The sequence below is a fragment of the Burkholderia sp. Bp8992 genome, from assembly GCF_003853705.1.
Classification (GTDB): Bacteria; Pseudomonadota; Gammaproteobacteria; order Burkholderiales; family Burkholderiaceae; genus Burkholderia.
In genome coordinates this window covers 39,557-61,416 of record NZ_QTQI01000006.1, presented here as the reverse complement: position 1 = coordinate 61,416, position 21,860 = coordinate 39,557, and the positions used below count along the sequence as shown (strand labels likewise).

General features: G+C 68.2%; 18 protein-coding genes and 1 other RNA gene. 10 read left to right on the top strand and 9 right to left on the bottom strand.

What is annotated here, in order from left to right; translation table 11 throughout:
* Nucleotides 1-6: 6 nt before the first annotated feature.
* Nucleotides 7-1,923, bottom strand: a complete 1,917-nt coding sequence (locus DIE03_RS11390; protein WP_124450291.1) for a sigma-54-dependent Fis family transcriptional regulator — start codon at nucleotides 1,921-1,923, stop codon at nucleotides 7-9.
* Between the two features lie 518 nt (nucleotides 1,924-2,441).
* Here DIE03_RS11390 and DIE03_RS11385 point away from each other — a divergent pair.
* From DIE03_RS11385 to lipA, 5 genes are all read left to right on the top strand, one after another.
* Complete coding sequence (locus DIE03_RS11385; RefSeq protein ID WP_124450289.1) at nucleotides 2,442-3,500, top strand: ATP-NAD kinase family protein; 1,059 nt, start codon at nucleotides 2,442-2,444, stop codon at nucleotides 3,498-3,500.
* 221 nt (nucleotides 3,501-3,721) lie between these two features.
* Complete coding sequence (locus DIE03_RS11380; protein WP_124450287.1) at nucleotides 3,722-4,705, top strand: thiamine pyrophosphate-dependent dehydrogenase E1 component subunit alpha; 984 nt, start codon at nucleotides 3,722-3,724, stop codon at nucleotides 4,703-4,705.
* 54 nt (nucleotides 4,706-4,759) lie between these two features.
* On the top strand, nucleotides 4,760-5,764 hold the full coding sequence (locus DIE03_RS11375) for an alpha-ketoacid dehydrogenase subunit beta (protein WP_124450285.1): 1,005 nt from the start codon (nucleotides 4,760-4,762) through the stop codon (nucleotides 5,762-5,764).
* Nucleotides 5,765-5,768: 4 nt separating this feature from the next.
* Complete coding sequence (locus DIE03_RS11370; RefSeq protein WP_124450283.1) at nucleotides 5,769-6,884, top strand: acetoin dehydrogenase dihydrolipoyllysine-residue acetyltransferase subunit; 1,116 nt, start codon at nucleotides 5,769-5,771, stop codon at nucleotides 6,882-6,884.
* Nucleotides 6,885-6,886: 2 nt separating this feature from the next.
* Nucleotides 6,887-7,852, top strand: coding sequence for a lipoyl synthase (lipA, locus tag DIE03_RS11365; RefSeq protein ID WP_124450281.1), 966 nt, complete (start codon nucleotides 6,887-6,889; stop codon nucleotides 7,850-7,852).
* A gap of 11 nt (nucleotides 7,853-7,863) precedes the next feature.
* Here lipA and DIE03_RS11360 read toward each other — a convergent pair whose 3' ends face one another.
* From DIE03_RS11360 to trxA, 8 genes are all read right to left on the bottom strand, one after another.
* The gene (locus DIE03_RS11360; RefSeq protein WP_124450279.1) at nucleotides 7,864-9,228 is read right to left on the bottom strand and encodes an MATE family efflux transporter; all 1,365 of its coding nucleotides are present in this window, start codon (nucleotides 9,226-9,228) and stop codon (nucleotides 7,864-7,866) included.
* A gap of 2 nt (nucleotides 9,229-9,230) precedes the next feature.
* Entirely contained in the window at nucleotides 9,231-11,063 is a 1,833-nt protein-coding gene (locus DIE03_RS11355; RefSeq protein ID WP_124450277.1) for a glycosyltransferase family 39 protein, read from the bottom strand.
* Nucleotides 11,064-11,207: 144 nt separating this feature from the next.
* Complete coding sequence (locus tag DIE03_RS11345) at nucleotides 11,208-11,468, bottom strand: type B 50S ribosomal protein L31 (protein WP_059233999.1); 261 nt, start codon at nucleotides 11,466-11,468, stop codon at nucleotides 11,208-11,210.
* A 158-nt stretch (nucleotides 11,469-11,626) separates the two neighbouring features.
* Nucleotides 11,627-12,460, bottom strand: coding sequence for a zinc-dependent peptidase (locus DIE03_RS11340; RefSeq protein WP_124450275.1), 834 nt, complete (start codon nucleotides 12,458-12,460; stop codon nucleotides 11,627-11,629).
* A 38-nt stretch (nucleotides 12,461-12,498) separates the two neighbouring features.
* A complete protein-coding gene (locus DIE03_RS11335) occupies nucleotides 12,499-14,055 on the bottom strand; it encodes an MFS transporter (RefSeq protein ID WP_124450273.1) in 1,557 nt (518 codons plus the stop codon).
* Nucleotides 14,052-14,552 (bottom strand): MerR family transcriptional regulator, encoded by a 501-nt coding sequence (locus DIE03_RS11330; RefSeq protein WP_124450271.1) that lies wholly within the window; start codon nucleotides 14,550-14,552, stop codon nucleotides 14,052-14,054. Before DIE03_RS11330 ends, DIE03_RS11335 begins: the two co-directional genes overlap by 4 nt.
* A 127-nt stretch (nucleotides 14,553-14,679) precedes the next feature.
* Complete coding sequence (gene rho / locus DIE03_RS11325; protein ID WP_006478662.1) at nucleotides 14,680-15,942, bottom strand: transcription termination factor Rho; 1,263 nt, start codon at nucleotides 15,940-15,942, stop codon at nucleotides 14,680-14,682.
* Nucleotides 15,943-16,137: 195 nt separating this feature from the next.
* Complete coding sequence (gene trxA / locus DIE03_RS11320; protein ID WP_006402348.1) at nucleotides 16,138-16,464, bottom strand: thioredoxin TrxA; 327 nt, start codon at nucleotides 16,462-16,464, stop codon at nucleotides 16,138-16,140.
* A gap of 388 nt (nucleotides 16,465-16,852) precedes the next feature.
* Between trxA and ffs the strand changes: the two genes are divergently transcribed.
* The 5 genes from ffs (at nucleotide 16,853) to DIE03_RS11295 (ending at nucleotide 21,737) form a co-directional block, all read left to right on the top strand.
* An RNA gene (gene ffs, locus DIE03_RS11315) (signal recognition particle sRNA small type) lies at nucleotides 16,853-16,951 on the top strand.
* Between the two features lie 127 nt (nucleotides 16,952-17,078).
* Nucleotides 17,079-19,433 carry a DNA polymerase III subunit gamma/tau gene (locus DIE03_RS11310; protein WP_124450269.1) on the top strand — a complete coding sequence of 785 codons (2,355 nt, stop codon included), beginning with the start codon at nucleotides 17,079-17,081 and terminating at the stop codon, nucleotides 19,431-19,433.
* Nucleotides 19,434-19,528: 95 nt separating this feature from the next.
* Nucleotides 19,529-19,855, top strand: a complete 327-nt coding sequence (locus DIE03_RS11305; protein ID WP_014896896.1) for a YbaB/EbfC family nucleoid-associated protein — start codon at nucleotides 19,529-19,531, stop codon at nucleotides 19,853-19,855.
* Between the two features lie 31 nt (nucleotides 19,856-19,886).
* Entirely contained in the window at nucleotides 19,887-20,483 is a 597-nt protein-coding gene (gene recR, locus DIE03_RS11300) for a recombination mediator RecR (protein WP_006478665.1), read from the top strand.
* A 48-nt stretch (nucleotides 20,484-20,531) separates the two neighbouring features.
* Nucleotides 20,532-21,737, top strand: coding sequence for a CaiB/BaiF CoA-transferase family protein (locus DIE03_RS11295; RefSeq protein WP_006496407.1), 1,206 nt, complete (start codon nucleotides 20,532-20,534; stop codon nucleotides 21,735-21,737).
* Nucleotides 21,738-21,860: the final 123 nt, after the last annotated feature.

The following is a 21,860-nucleotide window of genomic DNA, read 5'->3' as shown; positions in this document are numbered from 1 at the left end:
CGTGCGTCACGCGCGGTGCGGTGCGACGATCCGGTGCTTCGCGATGCGCCGGTACAGCGTCGCACGCGACATGCCGAGCGCCTTGGCGGCCGCGTCGGGCCGCCAGCGGTGCGCGGTGAGCGCCGCGACGATGCGGCCGCGCTCGTCGTCGGGCAGTGCGCCGGCCGCATCGGCGCCGAGTTGCGCGACGAGGTCGGCCGGCAGGTCGTGCCGCGTCACGCGCGCGGCGTCGCACACCGCGCACGCATAGCGCAGCACGTTGCGAAGTTGCCGCACGTTGCCGGGCCACGCGTATGCGGCGAGCTGCTCGGCGAGCGTCGGATCGAGCGTGAGCACGTGGCCGGTCGCCTGCGCTTCCTCGGCGAACACGGCGGCAATCACGTCGCGCACGTCCGAGCGTTCACGCAGCGGCGGCAGTTCGAACGTCGCGCCGCTCAGCCGGTAGTACAGATCTTCGCGGAACGTCCCGTCGGCCACCATCCGCGCGAGATCGCGGTGGGTCGCGCAGATCACGTCGAGATCGACGCGCACGGGCGTATCGCTGCCGAGCGGCACGACCTCGCCGTCGGCGAGCACGCGCAGCAGGCGCGTCTGCAGCGCGAGCGGCATGTCGCCGATTTCATCGAGAAACAGCGTGCCGCCGTCGGCGAGCGCGATCTTGCCGCGTGCACCGTGCTTGCGCGCGCCGGTGAACGCGCCGGCCGCATAGCCGAACAGTTCGCTCTCGATCAGCGCATCCGGCAGCGCGCCGCAGTTGACGGCGACGAACGGTCGCGCGCGCCGCGCACCGGCATCGTGGATCGCGCGCGCGAACACTTCCTTGCCCGCGCCGGTTTCGCCGAGCACGAGAATCGGCAGCCGCTTGCTCGCGACGCGCAGCGCGAGCTCGGCTTGCTGCGCGATATGCGCGTCGCTGCTGTGCAGGAACGGCGTCAGCGCGCCGACGTGGCGTGGCGCGGTGCCCGCGCGGCGCGATACCGTGCCGGGCTCGCGGCCGGCGCGCCGTAGCGGCGCCCGCAATCGCGCATAGAGCGGCGCGCCGGTCGCGCGCAGCCGCAGCGCGACGATCGTATCGAGCCGCGCGGCATCGCGCAGCGGCATCTCGGTCGCATCGAAGATCTCGTCGATATGGCGCGGCTCGCGCAGCGCCGGCAGCGCGTCGCGCGCCTGCCGGTTCGCGGCGACGATATTGCCGCATTCGTCAAACGCGATCAGCCATTCGGGTTGTGCTTCGACGTAGTGACGGTTCGGATGCCCGAACAGGATCCAGTATTGCGCGGTGCTGTGGACGAAGTAGCCGTCCTCGATCAGCGCCGCGCTTTGCCGCACAAGCTGGTAGACGAGCCGCTGGCTGTCGCGGCTGTCGGGCGAATGCACGGCCGACGCGTCGAGCACGCCGATCAGTTCGCCGCCCGGCGAGAAGATCGGCGCCGCGCTGCAGGTGAGTGTCGTGAACGCCGCGCGAAAGTGATCGGTCTTGTGCACGGTGATCGGTGCGAGATCGGTCAGCACGCTCGCGACGCCGCACGTTCCTTCCTCGCTTTCCGACCAGCACGAGCCGATGTGCAGCCCTGCATGACGGAAATCGTTGCGGCGCTCGCGGTCGATCCGGTAGTCGATCGTCACGCCGTGCGCGTCGGTCAGCATCACGCAGTAGTCGGCGACGCGGATCATGTCGTGCAGCCGCGTCAGGCACTGGCCCGACGCGCGCAGGAAGGCCTCTTCCTTGTCGCGCACTTCGCGCAGCTCGGCCGCGGTCAGCACACGCGGGCCGATCGACGAAGCAGGGTCGAGACAGTAGCGCTCCAGCGAGCGTTGCCACGACGACACGAGGCGCTCGGAGTCGGCCGGCGCAGGCAGGCGCCCGGCGAGCGCGCCGAGTACACGGTCGGCGTGCTGGGCCTGGGGGACGGCATAGGGCATGGTCGGCTCCGGTTCCGTACGGCGGGGATATCGATGTCCTTGTAGCACATCCGGTTCGGCGGATCACATTGCATCGCAGCACGCGGCGGGCGTGAGACGTTCGTCTCACCGGGATCTCGCCGCGTCTCGCGCGATTGAGACATCCGCATGCGTGGCGCGCGGCGGTTGTCCGGCCGGCCGGCGCAGGCGCCGAACCGCACGTGTGCGGGGTTTGCAGGCACGGCGGCGCGCACACGCGGATGCCGGGACGATCGGTTCGTCGCATCGACTTCGTGAGACGCCCGCGCCGGTTCGCGACGCGCGACGCCGTCACGGTCGCGAATCCGGAACGTGCGCCTGTCCGCCGCGCCAGCGTGCACGCGGGTTCCACGGTTATTGCAGTGACGATGGCACGCCGCTTGCAGAGATCAAGGGCAAGCCGATGCGGTCGCGTCGGCGACGACGATCCGCTGCCCGTCGATGGCAGCGGACGAAACAGGCAGGGCCGGCATGCCGGCCCACTGGATGGAGACGAACCCGTGACGACGCCCGTTACCGTCGGCGTGATCGCGAACCCCGCATCGGGGCGCGACATTCGCCGCCTCACGACGCATGCATCCGTGTTTCCGACGGCCGAGAAGGCGAACATGATCGTGCGCCTGCTGGCCGGCCTCGGTGCGATGGGCGTCGAGCGCGTGCTGACGCTGCGCGACCGCACGGGCATCGCGACGCTGCTGCTGCGCGCGATCGACACGCATCGCGCGGTCGCGCCGCACGAACGCTGGCCCGAGGTCGAATTCGTCGACCTGCCGATCACCGACAGCGTCGCCGACACGCAAGCCGGCGCCGCCTACCTGCACCGGATGGAAGTCGCGCTGATCGTCGTGCTTGGCGGCGACGGCACCCATCGCGCGGTGGCCGCGCATTGCGGCGCGACGCCGCTCGTCGCGCTGTCCACCGGCACCAACAACGCGTTTCCCGAACATCGCGAGGCGACTGTCGCCGGCGTCGCGGCAGCGCTCGCGGCGACCGGCGCCGTGCCGCCCGAAGTCGCGTTCGTGCACAACAAGCGGCTCGTCGTGCGCTGCGTGGCGGGCGCGCAGCCGGGGCGCGAGGAAATCGCGCTCGTCGACGTGTGCGCCGCGCGGCAGCGTTTCATCGGCGCGCGTGCGATCTCCGCTTCCGACGACATCGATTCGCTCTACCTGACGTTCGCGGAGCCGGACGGCATCGGCCTGTCGGCGCTCGGCGGCGCGTGGGCGCCGCTCGAACGCAGCGCGCCGCACGGGCTCGCGATGCGCTTCGCGGAGGCCGGCAAGACGGGGGGCACGCCGCTCGCCGCACCGATCGCACCGGGGCGCATCGACCGCGTCGTGATGCGCAGTTGCGAGCGGCTCGAACCGGACACGTGGCAGGTGATTCCATTCGAGCGCGGCACGCTTGCGTTCGACGGCGAGCGCGAGATCGAGGTCGCGCGCGGCGATCGCTACGAGATCTCGCTCGACTGGCGCGGGCCGCTGACGGTCGACGTCGGCCGCACGCTGCGCTACGCGTCTTCGCGGCAGCTGCTGCGCGACGCCGGCGCGCGGCATGACTGAGCGCCGGTTTCACGCGGCACATTTCGATATCCATAACGATCATCAAGGAGACATCGCCATGACAGCCCCAGTCGAGGGATCGGTTGCCATCGTCACGGGCCACGCCGTGAACGTCGACGGCGGCTTCACGTTCCACTGACGGCCGCAGGCCGTGCAATCCGTCGCCACGGCAGCGCCGCGGCGGCATTCGCAGTCAGACCAGACCTACCCAGGAGACACACATGACCGCTTCGACACAGCTCAGCAGGGACACGCTGCTGGACGCCTACCGGCTGATGCGCACGATCCGCGAATTCGAGGAGCGCCTGCACGTCGAATTCGCGACCGGCGAGATCCCCGGCTTCGTTCACCTGTACGCGGGCGAGGAGGCGTCCGCGGTCGGCACGATGCTGCACCTCGGTCTCGCCGATTACGTCGCGACCACGCACCGCGGCCACGGCCATTGCATCGCGAAGGGCGTCGACGTGCACGGGATGATGGCCGAGATCTACGGCAAGAAGACGGGCGTCTGCCACGGCAAGGGCGGCTCGATGCACATCGCCGACCTGTCGATGGGGATGCTCGGCGCGAACGGGATCGTCGGCGCGGGCGGCCCGCTCGTATGCGGCGCGGCGCTCGCGGCGAAGCACCGGAAGACGGGCGGCGTCGGCGTGTGCTTCTTCGGCGACGGCGCGTCGAACCAGGGCGTGATCTTCGAATCGATGAACCTTGCGTCGGTGTGGCGGCTGCCCGCGATCTTCGTCGCCGAAAACAACGGCTATGCGGAAGCGACGTCGTCGAGCTGGTCGGTCGCGACCGACAACATCGCGGATCGCGCGAACGGCTTCGGGATGCCGGGCGTGATCGTCGACGGCTTCGACTTCTTCGCGGTGCACGAAGCGCTCGGCGAAGCCGTGGAGCGCGCACGCAACGGCGGCGGCCCGACGCTCGTCGAGGTGAAGTTCACGCGCTATTTCGGTCACTTCGAAGGCGATGCGCAAACCTACCGCGCGCCGGGCGAGGTGCAGAAGCTGCGCGACGAGAAGGACTGCCTGAAGCATTTCGAAACGCGCGTCGTGCGCGCCGAGGCGCTGACGACGGCCGACCTGCGCGCGGTCGACGCGCAGGTGAAGGCGCTGATCGACGACGCGGTCGCGCAGGCGAAGGCCGCGCCGGTGCCGGATGCCGCCGACCTGCTGACCGACGTCTACGTGTCGTATCCGTGAGCGCGGCCTGACACCGCAACCGGCACGGCGAACCGAACATTCCAGGAGACAGACATGGCAAGGAAGATCACTTATTCGCAGGCGATCAACGAAGCGCTCGCGCAGGAAATGGCGCGCGACGACAGCGTGATCGTGATGGGCGAGGACAACGCGGGCGGCGCGGGTGCGCCGGGCGAGGACGACGCATGGGGCGGCGTGCTCGGCGTGACGAAAGGGCTGTTCCACAAGTTTCCGGGCCGCGTGCTCGATACGCCGCTGTCCGAGGGCGGCTACATCGGCGCGGCGGTAGGAGCTGCCGCATGCGGGATGCGGCCCGTCGCGGAGCTGATGTTCATCGATTTCATGGGCGTGTGCTTCGACCAGATCTTCAACCAGGCCGCGAAATTCCGCTACATGTTCGGCGGCAAGGCCGTGACGCCGGTCGTGATCCGCGCGATGTACGGCGCTGGCTTGCGCGCGGCCGCACAGCACTCGCAGATGCTCACGTCGCTGTTCACGCACATTCCGGGGCTGAAGGTCGTGTGCCCGGCGACGCCGTACGACGCAAAGGGGCTGCTGATCCAGGCGATCCGCGACAACGATCCCGTGATCTTCCTCGAGCACAAGCTGCTCTATACGCGTGAAGGCGACGTGCCGGAGGAATCCTATGCCATTCCGTTCGGCGAGGCGAACGTCGTGCGCGACGGTGACGACGTGACGATCGTCACGTACGGCCGGATGGTGCATCTCGCGACGGACGCGGCCGCGAAGCTCGCGAAGGACGGCATCCAGTGCGACGTGATCGACCTGCGCACGACGTCGCCGCTCGACGAGGAAACGATTCTCGAAAGCGCGGAGCGCACCGGGCGCGTGGTGGTCGTCGACGAAGCGAACCCGCGCTGCTCGATCGCGACCGACATCGCCGCGCTCGTCGCGCAGCGCGCGTTCCGGTCGCTCAAGGCGCCGATCGAGCTCGTCACCGCGCCGCATACGCCCACGCCGTTCGCGAGCGTGCTGGAAGACCTGTACATCCCGACCGCCGATGCGATTGCGCAGGCGGCCCTGAAGACGAGGAGCTGACACGATGTCGATTCACATGATCACGATGCCCAAGTGGGGGCTGTCGATGGAGCAGGGGCAGGTCAATGGCTGGCTGAAGGCGATCGGCGAACGCGTGACGAAGGGTGACGAAGTGCTCGACGTCGAGACCGACAAGATTTCGTCGGGCGTCGAATGCGCGTTCGACGGCACGCTGCGCCGACAGGTCGCGCAGGAGGGCGAGACGCTGCCGGTCGGCGCGCTGCTCGGCGTCGTCGCGGCAGCCGAGGCGAGCGAGGCCGACATCGATGCGGCAATCGCCGATTTCCAGCGCGATTTCGTACCTGCCGCGGCGTCCGAAGAAGCGGCGGGCCCGCAGCCCGAGAAGGCGCAGATCGGCGGCCGCACGATGCGCTTCCTGAAGCTCGGCGACGGCACGGGCACACCGGCCGTGCTGATCCACGGCTTCGGCGGCGACCTGAACAACTGGCTGTTCAATCACGCGGACCTCGCCGCGCACCGGCCGGTGTGGGCGCTCGACCTGCCTGGGCACGGCGAATCGGGCAAGGCGGTCGATACGGGCAGCCTCGACGAACTCGCCGATGCGGTGCTCGCGTTGCTCGACGCGCAGCACATCGAGCGCGCGCACCTGATCGGCCATTCGATGGGCGGCGCGGTTGCGATGGCCGCAGCCGAGCGCGCACCGCAACGCGTCGCGTCGCTGACGCTGATCGCGAGCGCGGGGCTCGGCACCGACATCAACCGTGCGTACATCGACGGTTTCGTCGCCGGCAACAGCCGCAACACGCTGAAGCCGCACCTCGGCGCGCTGTTCGCGGACAACGCGCTGGTGACGCGGCAGCTCGTCGAGGATCTCGTCAAGTACAAGCGGCTCGAGGGCGTGCAGGCCGCGCTGGAGAAGATCGCGAACGCCGCGTTCGACGGGGCGGCACAGCGGCGCGTGTTCCGCGACCGGCTCGCGACGCTCGCGCCGCGCACGCTCGTGATCTGGGGCGAGCACGACCAGGTGATCCCCGCGCAGCATGCGCAGGGCTTGCCCGACGGCGTGCGGGCCGAGGTGATCGCCGGCAGCGGGCACATGGTGCAGATGGAAGCGGCCGCCGACGTGAACCGCCTGATCGTCGCGTTTCTCGGAGACTGACGATGGCCGCCGCGCTCGAACGACCCAGCCTCACGGCGCTCGGCCAGCCGGGCGCGCGCAGCCGCGACAAGCTCGCGCGCATTCCGGTGCGCGTCGAGCCCGCGGCCGGCGCGGCGCTGCCGAAGCCGCCGTGGCTGCGCGCGCGGCCGATGATGAGCGCGGCGGTGGCCGACATGGCCGCCGTGCTGCGCGAGCATCGGCTGCATTCCGTCTGCGAGGAGGCGATGTGTCCGAACATCGGCGAATGCTTCGCGCAGCGCACCGCGACCTTCATGATCATGGGCGGCCTGTGCACGCGGCGCTGCCCGTTCTGCGATGTCGCGCACGGCCGCCCCGATCCGCTCGATCCCGACGAGCCCGCGCGGCTGGCCGGCGCGGCCGCGGCGCTCGGGCTGCGCTACGTCGTGATCACGTCGGTCGACCGCGACGACCTGCGCGACGGCGGCGCCGCGCATTTCGCCGCGTGCATCGCGGCGGTGCGCGCGAGCGTGCCCGGCATCGGCGTCGAAGTCCTGACGCCGGACTTCCGCGGTCGCGTGACGCGTGCGCTCGATGCGCTGTCTGCGGCCTGGCCGGACGTGTTCAACCACAACATCGAGACGGTGCCGTCGCTGTATCGCGCGGCGCGGCCGGGCGCCGACTATCGCGGTTCGCTTGAATTGCTCGCGCAGGCGAAGCAGGCACGGCCGGGGCTGGTGACGAAATCGGGGTTGATGCTCGGGCTCGGCGAGCGCGACGACGAACTGCGCGACACGTTGCGCGACCTGCGCGCGCACGACGTCGACGTGCTGACGCTCGGCCAGTACCTCGCGCCGTCGGCGCACCATTTGCCGGTGCGACGCTACGTGAGCCCGGAGGCGTTCGCCGCGTGGCGCGACGAGGCACTCGAACTCGGCTTCAGGGAAGTCGTCGCCGGCCCGCTCGTGCGGTCGTCGTATCACGCGGCCGACGTGCTGGAGGACGCGTAGCGGGCCGTGCGTCAGGCGGTGGCGGAGGTGGCGGAGGCGTGCGCGCGGCTCACGCGACGCAGGTACAGCACGAGCCCTGCGCCCGCGAGCATCAGGCTGACCGTGTTCGCGAACCAGAAGCCGCGCGCGCCCGTCAGCCACGCGGGGGCGATGCCGCCGACGTCGAAGCCGAGCACGTAGCCGCCGCTGAGGCCGACGCCCCACAGCGCGACGGCATAGATCACGGTCGGCACGACGGCCACCTTGTACGCACGCAGCACGAACGCCGACGTGACCTGCAGCGCATCGAAGCAGTGGTAGCACGCGACGATCGCGACGAGCGGCATCGCGGCCGCGGCGACGTCCGGGTTCGGCGTATAGCCGCCGATGATCAGTGGGCGCAGCGCGAACACGAGCACGCCGTAGGCGGCGGCCACGCCGCACGCGAACATCACGCTGTGCCGGCCGAGCAGCCGCGCTTCTTCCGGACGTCCGGCGCCGAGCGCGCGCGCGACCAGCGTCGATGCCGCCACGCCGATCGACAGCGGCGTCATGTACAGCACTGCGCCGATGTTGCCGGCGATCTGGTGACCGGCGAGCGACGTCGTGCCGAACTGCGCGATGAACAGCGCCATGCACGTGTACGACGTCACCTCGATCAGGTACGACAGGCCCATCGGCACGCCGAGTTTCAGGATCGCCTTCTGGCGTTCCCAGACGGGCCAGCAGAAGCGCGAGAAGATCGCGAGCGGCGCGAACACGTCGAGCTTCGCGAGCAGCGTGTAGCCGATCAGCGCGAGCGCCCAGTTGATCAGCGTGCTGGCGAGCCCGCAGCCCGGGCCGCCGAGGGCCGGTACGCCGAACCCGCCGAAGATGAACCACACGTTGAGCGGAAACTTGAGCAGCAGCGCGCCGATCTGCAGGATCATCGCGAGCCGCGGCTTGCCGGCTGCGTTGGTCAGTGCGTTGTAGATGCGGAAGACGAGGCTCGCGGGCAGCCCGTACGACAGGATGCGCAGGTAGTCGACGGTGCGGTCGTGCAGCGCGGCGGGCGCGTGCGCGACGCGCAGCAGCGGCTCGGGAAAGTGCAGCAGCAGGAAGCCGGGAATCGCGAGCAGCAGCGCGAGCCACAGCGCCTGGCGGACTTCCTCGCCGATTTCGGCATAGCGCCGCGCGCCGTACAGCTGCCCGGTGATCGGCTGCAGCGCGGACAGGATGCCCGTCAGGCCGATATAGATCGACACGTAGATCGACGAGCCGAGCCCGAGCGCGGCGAGATCGACGGCCGAGTAGCGGCCGACCATCGCGGTGTCGATCACGCCGAATGCGATGATCGCGAGCTGGCCGACGAGCACCGGCCACGCGAGACCGACGATCCGGCGGATGTCGCCGAACATCGTCAATCGGCCGCCTGGCGGCGCGGCGGGCGCTTCTTGACGGGCGTCTTCGGCCGTTCGATGCGCTCGTACAGGCGGAAGCGTTCGTCACGGTCGGCGACGCGGCGGCCTTCCCACACGAGACGCCACACGTATTGCGACATCGCGCTCGGCTCGCCGAAGTCGGCGCGGTCCTGGCGCAGGATCACGTCGCAGTCGCCGGAGAAATCGAAATGCATGTTGCCGAAGTACGCGAAGGTCGCGATCTGCGCATCGCCGAGCCGCACGGGCGAGATGCATTCGTAGTCGGACGGCAGGTGTACGGCGATCTGTTGCGCGACATCGCGATAGGTCCGGCCGTAGTTGACGATCGGCAGCCACAGCGTCATCAGCAGCACCCACATCAGCGTGGTGCCGGCGCCGGACAGCACGACGCTGCGCCACAACACCTTCGGCTGTCGCGAGATGCGCCAGCGCACGAGAAAGCACCAGCACACCGTGACGATCACCGCGCAGATGAACGACAGGATCTTGAAATGCGGCTCGTAGCCGGGCACGAGGCGCGCGAGGTTGCGTGCGAGCGGATGCGGGAAGCCGGTGAGCGACGCGAGCCAGACGAGCCACACGAAGGTGCCGAGGATCGTGAAACTCAGCACCGCGAACCAGTCGATCGCGTTGATCGCGCCGCGCTTGAGGGTCGGCAGCGCGAACGTCGCGAGCACCGCGAGCGGCGGCATCAGCAGCATGTACATGCGGTTCGACTGCTGGCTCTGCAGGATCACGAGTGCGACGAGCGGCACCGCAACCGACAGCGGAATCGCGATGTGCGCGCGGCGGCGCATGCCGGCCCAGCTCCACCAGGCCCAGATCGCGAGCGGCCACGCGGGCCACGTGAACAGCGGCAGGTTCTTCGCTGCATAGCCGAGCACGGCCGTCGGCGGGCCCGAAAAGCGCATCAGGCTGCCGTGGATCCACTGGTTGAAGAACCAGGCGGCGTCGTCGGGTGCCGCGACGAAGGCGGCGATCGGCCACAGTGCGAAGATCGCGGCCGCGAGCGGCACGCCGATCAGCGGCAGGCGCAGGTTGCGCATCTCGGGTGTGACGAGCCACAGCGCGGCCGTGCCGGCGAGCAGCGCGACGACCAGCACGGGATTGCCGGACAGCCCGACGAGGCCGATCGCGAGGCCCCACCACAGCGCGCCCTGCAGCGGCTTGTCGATGCCGCGCACGATCCCGTATACGAGCATCGCGATCCACGCGAACTGCGCGAGCTGCGGCGTCGTTTCATGGCCGCGTTCCGCGAGGCCGAAGCACGCGACCAGCACCAGCAGCGCGCCGTCGGCGAGCGTGCGGCCGTAGTCGCGCGGCTCCGGTTCGCCGCCGAATGCGTATTTGAACGGCTGGACCTCGGCGCGCCGGCCGAGCAGGTAGGCCGCGTACCAGACGAATGCGCACGCGACGCAGAACAGCACGCCCGTATCGACACGCGACGCGTTGCTGGCATCGACCCACGGGCCGAGGCCGCGGATCGACAGTGCGCCGAGCCAGTAGCCGAGCGGCCCGTCGGTCGTGATGAACTTGCCGACCAGGTTCGGCAGCAGCCAGTCGTGCCAGCCGCCCTTGGCCATCGTCCACATCACGCCGAAGCCCGCCGCGTCCTCGTTCTTCCACGGGTCGCGGCCGAACAGGCCGAACGCCGCGTAGACGAGGCAGAGCGTGAGCAGCAGCCAGCGCGGTAGCGCACGCGTGGCGGAGGCGGTGAGACGGACGACAGGCTTCATGCAGATGAGCGTTTTGTTATGGGCGGGCGTCCGGCGCGGTCGCGCGCGGACGAGCCGGTTTCGAGCATCCGGCATTGTAGACGCGCCGGCGCTGGCGCGTCAGGTCGATGCCCGGACGCCGGCCGGCCGTTTCCGGGCGAGCAGAGACAAAAAAGGGCAGCCTGGGCTGCCCTTTTGTGCGATACCGGTGCGTTGCAGCCACCGGATGCGGTGCGAAGCTTACTTCGCCTTGCCGTTGGCGCGGACGCCGAACTTGTTCTTGAACTTCTCGACACGGCCGGCCGTGTCCATGATCTTTTGCTGACCCGTGTAGAACGAGTGCGATTCCGACGACACTTCGATCTTGGCGAGCGGGTAGGTCTTGCCGTCGAGTTCGATGTTTTCGCGCGTCTGGATCGTCGAGCGCGTGATGAACTTGAAGCCGTTCGACATGTCTTGGAAGACGACTTCGCGGTAGTTCGGGTGGATGCCTTCTTTCATGGTCTTTCCTTGGTGAGAGCGGTAGCCAACCCGCCGCTTGCCGTACCGGTTGGCGCACATTGCGCAATACCGGAGGACGCCAAGCCCGGCGCGAGCCACTTGCCTAAGGTCGAAAAACGGCGATTATGCCAGAAAATCAGATGGTTGACGAATAATTTTCATGGTGCGTCGAGCGCGCCGGTACCGGCCGGATCCTGCCGGTAATAGCGCGCGAGCAGCCGGTACAGCTCCGGAAATTCGGACTCGAACGCTTTCGGCCGGACGAACAGCGCCTCGCTGCATACCGCGAAGAATTCCGACGGGTGGTCGGCCGCATACGGATCGATCAGCGAATCCCGCTCGAAGCGCGCCCACGCACGGTCCGGCACCGCGTCGACGCGTGCGCAGAACTGGTCGTACGCATGTTCGAACACGTCGGCCCACGCCTGCGCGTCGAGGTGCGGCGCGTGCCAGCGGCGAAACAGGGGCGGATAGCCGTCGGCGGCGCCGTTGACCATGTCGATCTTGTGCGCGAATTCGTGGATCACGACGTTGTACGCGTCCCGGCCGTCCGTCATCTGCGCGTCTTCCCACGACAGGATCACCGGGCCGCCTTCCCAGGCCTCGCCGCTCGCGTCCTGCTCGACCTCGTGGACGACGCCGTCCTCGTCCTGCACGGTCTTGCGGATCACGAATTCGCCCGGATACACGACGACGCCGACCCAGCCGTCGTACAGCGACAGGTCGAGATTCAGCACGGGGAGGCAGGCCTGCGCGGCGATCGCGACGATCATCTCGTCGGTCAGTTCGAGCCCGTGCGCGGTCGAGAACGACTTCTTCGCGACGAACAGGCTCGTCAGGTTGCGCAGCCGGCCGAGCGCGTCGGGCGCGAGCGCCGCGAGGAACGGCAGGCGCTCGACGGTGTCCTGCCACAGCGCGTCGGAGATCGGGTGGCTGCGCAGCGCGCGGTCGCGGCGACGGTCGTCGAGCCAGCGGGTGAGTTTCGAGAGCATGGAGACGGCGGACGATGATCCAAAGCCTGTCTTTTAACTCAATCGATCTCTTTTTGCCATGCTGCGAAGACGCCGCCGACGAGCGCGACGCCCGCCAGGAAGTAAAAGCCGTCGAGCGACGCGAGGAACGACGCCTGTTGTGCGACCATCCGCGCGATCGACGCGATCGCCAGGGCGTGCGCGTCGTTCAGCGCGTGACCGGCCGCGGCGTAGCTGCGCGTCAGCAGGTCGACGGTCTGCTGGAACAGCGGGTCGAACGCGTTCGCGCGCTCGACGAGCCGCGTCTGGTGCACGGCCACGCGATGCTGCTCGACGATGATCACCGACGACGTGGCGAACGAGATCGTCAGTTGCCGCACGATGTTCTTCAGCCGGTAGCCGTGCGTGTATTCGTCGATCGCGAAGATCCGGAACGTCAGGTTGGCGACCGGCAGCACGATGAAGAGTAGCAGCAGCCCGCGCAGCAGCAGCGGGACGATCAGCGCGGCTTCGCCGACCTGCGGCGTCATGCGCGTCATCCACAGCGCCGCCGTGACGGCAATCGCGAAGCCCGGCGCGACGAACCACTTCTTGTGCGTGACGAACTTCGCATAACGCAGGTATGCGAACAGCGCGGTGGCCGAAATCAGCGACATCGTGCCTACCAGGCGCCCGGCGTTCTCGACCGGGTAGCCGAGCCCGCTTTCGAGAAACCGCGACGTCAGGTAGCTGAAACCCGTCGACTCGTAGTAATAGAACATGTAGAGCAGCAGCCCGACCTGGAAGGTCCGCTCGCGAAACGCATGCAGCCGCACGAGCGGCGTCGGGTGGTGCCACTGGTGATAGGCGAACCCTGCGAGCGCGCCGATCCCCGCGATCGTCAGCAGGATCAGCATCGGCGAGCCGCTGTAGAGCTGGTAATGCACCTGTTGCAGCACGATCTGCAGCGCGCCTTGCGCGAGCGCGAACACGACATACGGCCAGAAGTGCCCGGAGCCGCGAGCATCGTCGGGCGTGCGGCCCGAGTCGGGCAGCGTGAGCAGCGCGAGGATCGCGAATGCGATGCCGGCCGGCGCCGTGCACGCAAACAGTGCGCGCCATGTCGAATGCGCGACGAGCAGCCCGCCGACGATCGGCGCGAGCGCGCTGCCGAGCAGGATCATGACCAGGAACGCGCGCGTCGCGGGCGGTCGTTCCTGCGGCTTGAAGCTGATCTGGATCAGGATCCGGCACGCACCCATCATCGGCCCGATGAAGTACCCCTGGAAGCCGCGCGCGAACGCGAGTTGCAGCGACGTATCGGCGAGCGCGGCCGCGATCGCGCCGAATGAGAACATCAGCATGCAGCTGGCGACGTAGCGGCGATGGCCGAGCCGGTCGACCCACCATTGCTGCTGCAGGATGCCGAGCACGGCCGTGATCGCATATGCGCTCGACGACCAGACGAGCTCGTCGGGCGACGCGTTGATGCCGCCCGCGATATAGCTGGCGAAGAACGAGAAGACCGCGTTGTCGAAGTAGTCGACGCCGGTGACGAGTGCGAGTGCCCACGGGAACAGGTCGGTGCGCAGGTTCGCACGGCTCCACAGCGGCGGGCGACCGGGCACCGCGTTCATTCGCGATCCTTGCGCGCGCGTCGCGCGCCGGCTTCGGCCTGTCGCTGCGCGATGAGCGTATCGGCGTTTTCGCCGGCAAGCCGCCGTTCGACGTAGTCGATGTCGTGCTGCAGCTCCTTGCGCAGCGCGACGGCTTCCTTCAGTTCGCGCTGGACGGCCGCGATCCGCCGGTCGAGCGTGTCGATCTGTTCGGCGAGCCCGGTGCGGATGTCGCGCAGCGACGCGTCCGAATAGCGGCGCCGGCCGTCGCCCGTTTCTTCCAGCGGGCGCTTCAGCATTTCGGTGATGCCGTGCAGCGAGAAGCCGAGCGCGCGTAGCCGCAGGATGCGCGCGAAGCGCTCGAGGTCGGCTTCGTCGTAGAGGCGGTAGCGGCCCTCGCTGCGCGACGGCGTGACGAGCCCGCGCTCTTCGTAATACTTCAGCGTGCGCGGCGTGACGCCGAGCCGCGACGCGGCGTCGCTCACGGTCAGCCGGGCGGTGGAGGCGTCGTTCGGCATCGGGAGGATGGCTCGGTCGGGGCGATGACGCGATTATAGATCAACCTGTACGTTCACGTTCAGGTTGGGGCCGAAAAACGGCCGCCGGGCAAGCTGCGCGGGCGGCCGTCTTGCGGGGCGGAGGCGATCAGCCGCCGCGGCGCATCAGGTCGAAGAACTCGGAATTGCTCTTCGTCTGGCGGATCTTGTCGAGCAGGAATTCCATGGCCTCGACTTCGTCCATGTCGTGGATGAACTTGCGCAGCACCCAGATCTTCTGAAGGATCTCGGGCTTGATCAGCATTTCTTCGCGACGCGTGCCCGACTTGTTCAGGTTGATCGACGGGTAGACGCGCTTTTCCGCGAGACGTCGCTCCAGGTGCACTTCCATGTTGCCGGTGCCCTTGAACTCTTCGTAGATCACGTCGTCCATGCGGCTGCCGGTCTCGATCAGCGCGGTGCCGATGATCGTCAGCGAACCGCCTTCCTCGATGTTGCGCGCCGCGCCGAAGAAGCGCTTCGGACGCTGCAGTGCGTTCGCGTCGACACCGCCCGTCAGCACCTTGCCCGACGCCGGGATCACGGTGTTGTACGCACGCGCGAGACGCGTGATCGAGTCGAGCAGGATCACGACGTCGTGCTTCATTTCGACGAGGCGCTTGGCCTTTTCGATCACCATTTCGGCGACCTGGACGTGGCGCGTGGCCGGTTCGTCGAACGTCGAGGCGATCACTTCGCCGGCGACCGAGCGCTGCATTTCGGTCACTTCTTCAGGGCGTTCGTCGATCAGCAGCACGAACAGGATGACATCCGGGTGGTTCTGCTTGATCGCGTGTGCGATGTGCTGGAGCATCACGGTCTTGCCCGACTTCGGCGACGCGACGAGCAGGCCGCGCTGGCCTTTGCCGATCGGCGCGATCATGTCGATAATGCGGCCCGTGACGTTCTCTTCGCCGCGCATTTCGCGTTCGAGCGACAGCGGCTTGTTCGGGTGCAGCGGCGTGAGGTTCTCGAACATGATCTTGTGTTTCGAGGCCTCGGGCGGCTGCCCGTTGACTTTGTCGACCTTCACCAGCGCGAAGTAGCGCTCGCCGTCCTTCGGCGTGCGGACTTCACCTTCGATGGTGTCGCCGGTGTGCAGGTTGAAGCGGCGGATCTGCGACGGGCTGATGTAGATGTCGTCGGTGCTCGCGAGGTACGACATTTCCGGCGAGCGCAGGAAACCGAAGCCGTCCGGCAGCACTTCGAGCGTGCCGTCGCCGAAGATCGTCTCTCCCGTCTTGGCGCGCTTTTTGAGGATGGCAAACATCAACTCCTGCTTGCGCAGGCGGTTCGCGTTTTCGATCTCCAGGCCATTGGCCATTTCGATCAGTTCGGAGACGTGCAGAGACTTGAGCTCGGATAAATGCATACGGAGAACCCGCCAGGGAGGAGAAGCGACGAAAGAAAATAAGGGAGGAGGGCGAGCGGAAGCGCTCAGAGACTTAAATGCGTCTTGTCGACGTTTTTTAATTCTAGCATAGGCCGATTCGCGCTTGAGCGAGCGATCGGCGGCTCGACGACGGACGTGTTGCCGGCTGACAACACGTCCGTGGAACTGCCGGTATTACAGGTGGCTGTCCAGGAATGCGGTGAGCTGCGACTTCGACAGCGCGCCGACCTTTTGCGCGGCGGCCGCGCCGTTCTTGAACAGGATCAGCGTCGGGATGCCGCGCACGCCGAACTTCGCGGGCGTGGCCTGGTTGTCATCGACGTTGATTTTCGCGATCTGCAGCTTGTCGCCGTAATCCTTCGCGACTTCGTCGAGGATCGGGGCGATCATCTTGCACGGGCCGCACCATTCGGCCCAGAAATCGACGAGCACGGGCTTGTCGGATTTGACGACGTCCTGTTCGAACGATGCGTCGCTGATGTGTTTGATCTGTTCGCTCATTGGGTCAATACCTCTTACGGTTCGGGGACTGCCTGCTTGCGCGTTGCAGCGTACCGGCCGCCGTAGGCTGCCGGCCGCTGCGGCAGGTCACTCCGCTCCGGAAAGGAGGGGCGTAAGCGCTGCGTGCCGCGGCTCGCGGGTCGTTCGGGCGTCATATTAGCCTAAATTGCTATCTGCTGCGGGCGGCGATAGTAGCCGCTACGCGAGTAGGGGTACGACGCGACGTTCGACCGTTGTGCCATGCAGGTGGAGGCCGGCCTGCAAATTACAAGGGGCGGGCACGCATGCGCGTCGCGCGAACGGGCGGCGCGCCGGTTTGTCCGGTGATATGCGCATTGATGCGAACAAACGGTCGCATTCGTCCGGAAGCGGTGATAGAATATGCCGTGACGGGCCTCCTCGCATGGTGGGGCGGTGAACCTGGTCAGGTCGGGAACGAAGCAGCCACAATCGTTTTCCGCCAGTGCCGAGGGTTGGGCTCGTCACCTTCCTTCTCGCCCCGTTCGTAGGGCGTTTTTTATTTCTGCATCACACTCCGCTCGACCCGCACCTTGCCCGTTCTCCGCACCGTTTCGCGTGTCGGCGCGACGCAGCGTTACTGATACAATTTCCCGATGACCTATCAAGTTCTCGCACGCAAGTGGCGTCCGAAGGATTTCGCTTCGCTCGTCGGCCAGGAGCACGTCGTCAGGGCGCTCACGCACGCGCTCGACGGCGGGCGTCTCCATCACGCCTATCTGTTTACCGGAACCCGCGGTGTCGGCAAGACGACGCTGTCGCGGATCTTCGCCAAGGCACTCAACTGTGAAACCGGCGTCACGTCGCAGCCGTGCGGCGTGTGTCGCGCCTGTCGCGAGATCGACGAGGGCCGTTTCGTCGATTACGTCGAGATGGATGCCGCGAGCAACCGCGGCGTCGACGAGATGGCCGCGCTGCTCGAGCGCGCGGTGTACGCGCCCGTCGATGCGCGCTTCAAGGTCTACATGATCGACGAAGTGCACATGCTGACGAACCACGCGTTCAACGCGATGCTGAAGACGCTCGAAGAGCCGCCGCCGCACGTCAAGTTCATCCTCGCGACGACCGATCCGCAGAAGATTCCTGTCACCGTGCTGTCGCGCTGCCTGCAGTTCAACCTGAAGCAGATGCCGGCCGGGCACATCGTGTCGCATCTCGAGCGGATCCTCGGCGAAGAGCGGATCACGTTCGAGCCGCAGGCGCTGCGGCTGCTCGCGCGCGCGGCGCAGGGCAGCATGCGCGATGCGCTGTCGCTCACCGACCAGGCGATCGCCTATTCGGCGAACGAAGTGACCGAGTCGGCCGTGTCGGGCATGCTCGGCGCGCTCGACCAGACTTACATGGTGCGCCTGCTCGACGCGCTCGCGGCCGGCAGCGGCCCCGAAATCCTCGCGATCGCCGACGAAATGTCGCTGCGCAGCCTGTCGTTCTCGACCGCGCTGCAGGATCTCGCGAGCCTGCTGCACCGGATCGCGTGGGCGCAGTTCGCCCCGGGATCGGTACTCGACGAGTGGCCGGAAGCAGCCGACCTGCGCCGCTTTGCGGAGACGCTGAGCCCCGAACAGGTGCAACTGTTCTATCAGATCGCGACGGTCGGCCGCGCGGAACTCGGTCTCGCGCCGGACGAGTACGCCGGTTTCACGATGACGCTGCTGCGGATGCTCGCGTTCGAGCCGGCCGTTGCCGCCGGCAGTGCGCCGGGCGGTCAGCCGTCCGTGCCGCGTGCCGTGCCGGCGCCGCGCGCTGCCGCGGCATCGGCCGCCGCGGCGAAGCCGGTAGCGGCTGCGCCCGTCGAGGCGGCGCGTCCGCAGGCGGCCGCACCGATCGCACCTGCCGTGCGTTCGGCGCCTGCCCGGCCCGACGACGAAGCCAGCCCGCCGGCCGCGAAGCCGGCTGCCGTTCAGGCGCCTGAGCCGGTGCCGGCTGACGCAACCGTCATTGAAACGACGCGGCCGGCAACGGATGGCGCGCAGCAAGCGGTGCCGACCGGCGATACGCCGGCTCCTGCCCGCAACGAACCCGAGCCGCCCGCGGCGGCTGCTGCGGTTGCGCCGCGAATCGAAGAACCTGCGGCACCGGCCGCACCGGTGCCGCGCGTTGCGCCGCCGGAGCCGGCTGCACGTCCGGCCGCGCGCGCCGGCGGCGCCGCTGCCGCGCTCGACGTGCTGCGCAATGCCGGGATGCGCGTGTCGTCCGATCGCGGGCGCGCAGGCGCGGCGCCGAAACCGGCGGCCCAGCCGGTCGCCGAGAAGCCGGCCGCACTGCGTCCCGCCGTGCAGGTGCCGGCGCCGCGTGCTGCGGCCCGTGCGCCGCAGGCTGCCGATTCGCGCCAGGCCTCGCCGCCGTGGGAAGACATTCCGCCCGACGACTACGTGCCGCTCAGCGCCGACGAAATGTTCGGCGGCTCCGACGACGGCTTCGTGCCGGTGTTCGACAGCGGTCCCGACGATGTGCGCGTGACGCCGAAGCCGGTGGAAGCGCGTGCGTCCGCACCGGTCGACTCGCGCCCATTGCCGCCCGCGATCGCGCTGGATCCGGTCGGTTTCGACGGCGAATGGCCGGCGCTGGCCGCGCGGTTGCCGCTGAAGGGCGTCGCGTACCAGCTCGCATTCAACAGCGAACTGACGGCCGTCGATGCGACCACGCTGAAGCTGTCGGTGCCAGTGCCGCAGTATGCGGACGCCGCGCAGGTGGCGAAGCTGAAGGCGGCGCTGGCCGACGCGCTCGGCAAGCCGGTCGAGGTGGCCGTCGAGGTCGGGCCTGCACGGCGCACCGCGGCGGCGCTCGATGCGGCCGCGCGCGCGGCGCGCCAGCGCGAGGCCGAGCAGGAGATTCACGGCGATCCGTTCGTCCAGCAGCTCGTGCGCGACTTCGGTGCGCGCATCGTCGAGGGTTCGGTCCGTCCGCTCGCCGATTCGGCGCCGGACGGCGTGCCGCCGACGCTGCATTGAACTGACCGCCCCGCGACAGGCACAATCACGCCCCGCACACTTTGGCCGGCACGCGCCGCGAGCCGGTTTTCACACGATCAAGAAGGAGTATTCCCATGTTGAAAGGCAACCTCGCCGGACTGATGAAGCAAGCGCAGCAAATGCAGGAAAACATGAAGAAGATGCAGGAGCAGCTTGCGCTGATCGAAGTCGAAGGGCAGTCGGGCGCCGGCCTCGTCAAGGTGACGATGACGTGCCGCAACGAAGTGCGCCGCGTCGCGATCGACCCGAGCCTGCTCGCGGACGACAAGGACATGCTCGAGGATCTCGTCGCCGCAGCGTTCAACGACGCCGTGCGCAAGGCCGAGGCGACGTCGCAGGAAAAGATGAGCGGCATGACCTCGGGCCTGCCGCTGCCCCCGGGCTTCAAGCTGCCGTTCTGAGCGCAGCGTCCTTGCCACTGTTTGCCGCCGTATGAAACAGCCGTCCGCCCTGTCCGCTCTCGTCGAAGCGTTGCGCGTGCTGCCCGGCGTCGGGCCGAAATCCGCGCAGCGCATGGCGGTCCACCTGATGCAGCACGACCGCGAGGGCGCGGAGCGGCTTGGCCGGTCGCTGCTGTTCGCGACCGAGCACCTGCAGCATTGCGAAAAGTGCAACACGTTCACCGAAGCGCAGATCTGCGAGGTCTGCAGCGACGAGGAGCGTGATCCGACGCTGCTGTGCGTCGTCGAGACGCCTGCCGACCAGATCATGCTCGAACAGACGATGACGTACCGCGGGCTGTATTTCGTGTTGATGGGGCGATTGAGCCCGCTCGACGGGATCGGCCCGAAGGAAATCCATTTCGACCGGCTCGTGCGGCGCGCGTCCGACGGTGTCGTCAAGGAGGTCGTGCTCGCGACCAACTTCACGAACGAGGGCGAAGCCACCGCGCATTACCTCGGCCAGACGCTGAAGGCGCGCGGCCTGGCGGTCACGCGCCTTGCGCGCGGCGTGCCGGTGGGCGGCGAACTCGAATACGTCGACGCGGGCACCATCGCCCGCGCGATGCTCGACCGCCGCACGATGTAAGCCGGGCGCCGCCGCTCGGCGGCGCCGTTCCTCATGCAAGGGAGACACATGAGCACCAGCCAGGGCCCGCTCGCGGGCGTCAAAGTGCTCGAATTCGGAACGCTGATCGCGGGGCCGTTCGCGTCGCGGCTGTTCGCCGAATTCGGCGCGGAAGTGATCAAGATCGAGGATCCGAACGGCGGCGACCCGCTGCGCAAGTGGCGCAAGCTCCACCCGGAGCAGGGCGGCACGTCGCTGTGGTGGTCCGTCCAGGCGCGCAACAAGAAATCGGTCACGCTGAACCTGAAAGCCGACGCCGGCAAGGCGATCGCGCGGCAGCTCGCGAGCGAGGCCGACATCGTGATCGAGAACTTCCGTCCCGGCCTGCTCGAGAAGCTCGGGCTCGGCTACGACGTGCTGTCGGCCGACAACCCGGGTCTCGTGATGGTGCGCCTGTCCGGCTACGGTCAGACGGGCCCGTATCGCGACCGGCCCGGCTTCGGCGCGATCGCCGAATCGATGGGCGGGCTGCGCCACATCACCGGCTATCCCGATCTGCCGCCGCCGCGCATCGGCATCTCGATCGGCGACTCGATCGCCGCGCTGCACGGCGTGATCGGCGCGCTGATGGCGCTGCATCACCGCAAGGTCAACGGCGGCGCAGGGCAGGTGGTCGACGTTGCACTGTATGAAGCCGTCTTCAACATGATGGAAAGCGTGGTGCCCGAATACGGCGTGTACGGGATGGTGCGCGAGCGCACCGGCGCGTCGCTGCCGGGTATCGTGCCGTCGAATACCTATGCGTGCCGCGACGGCAGCATCGTGATCGGCGGCAACAGCGACCCGATCTTCAAGCGGCTGATGAAGGCGATCGAGCGCGACGACCTCGCCGACGATCCCGCGCTCGCACAAAACGACGGGCGCGTGCCGCGCACGCAGGAGATCGACGACGCGATCGCCGCATGGCTCGCGCCGCGCACGATCGACGAGGCGCTGGTCGTGCTCAATGCGGCCGACGTGCCGGCCGGGCGCATCTACAGCGCCGCCGACATGTTCACCGATCCGCAGTTTGTCGCCCGGCAGATGATCCAGCGTTTCAAGCTGGCCGACGGTACCGACATTCCGCTGCCGAACATCACGCCGAAGCTGTCGGACACGCCGGGCGAAACGCGCTGGCTCGGGCCCGAACTCGGCGAGCATACGGACGAGGTGCTGCGCGGCCTCGGCTACGACGCGCAGGCGATTGCCGCGCTGCGCGAAGCGGGCGCCATCTGAGGGCAGCGCTCGCGGACCCGTCGCTTCGCGCCAGGTCCGCGACGCAGGCATCCGCCGACGGGGCCGCTTTCGACGCGGGAAGCCCGGCGCGGCATGGCGTTTTCCCGAGTGTGCAGAAGGCCG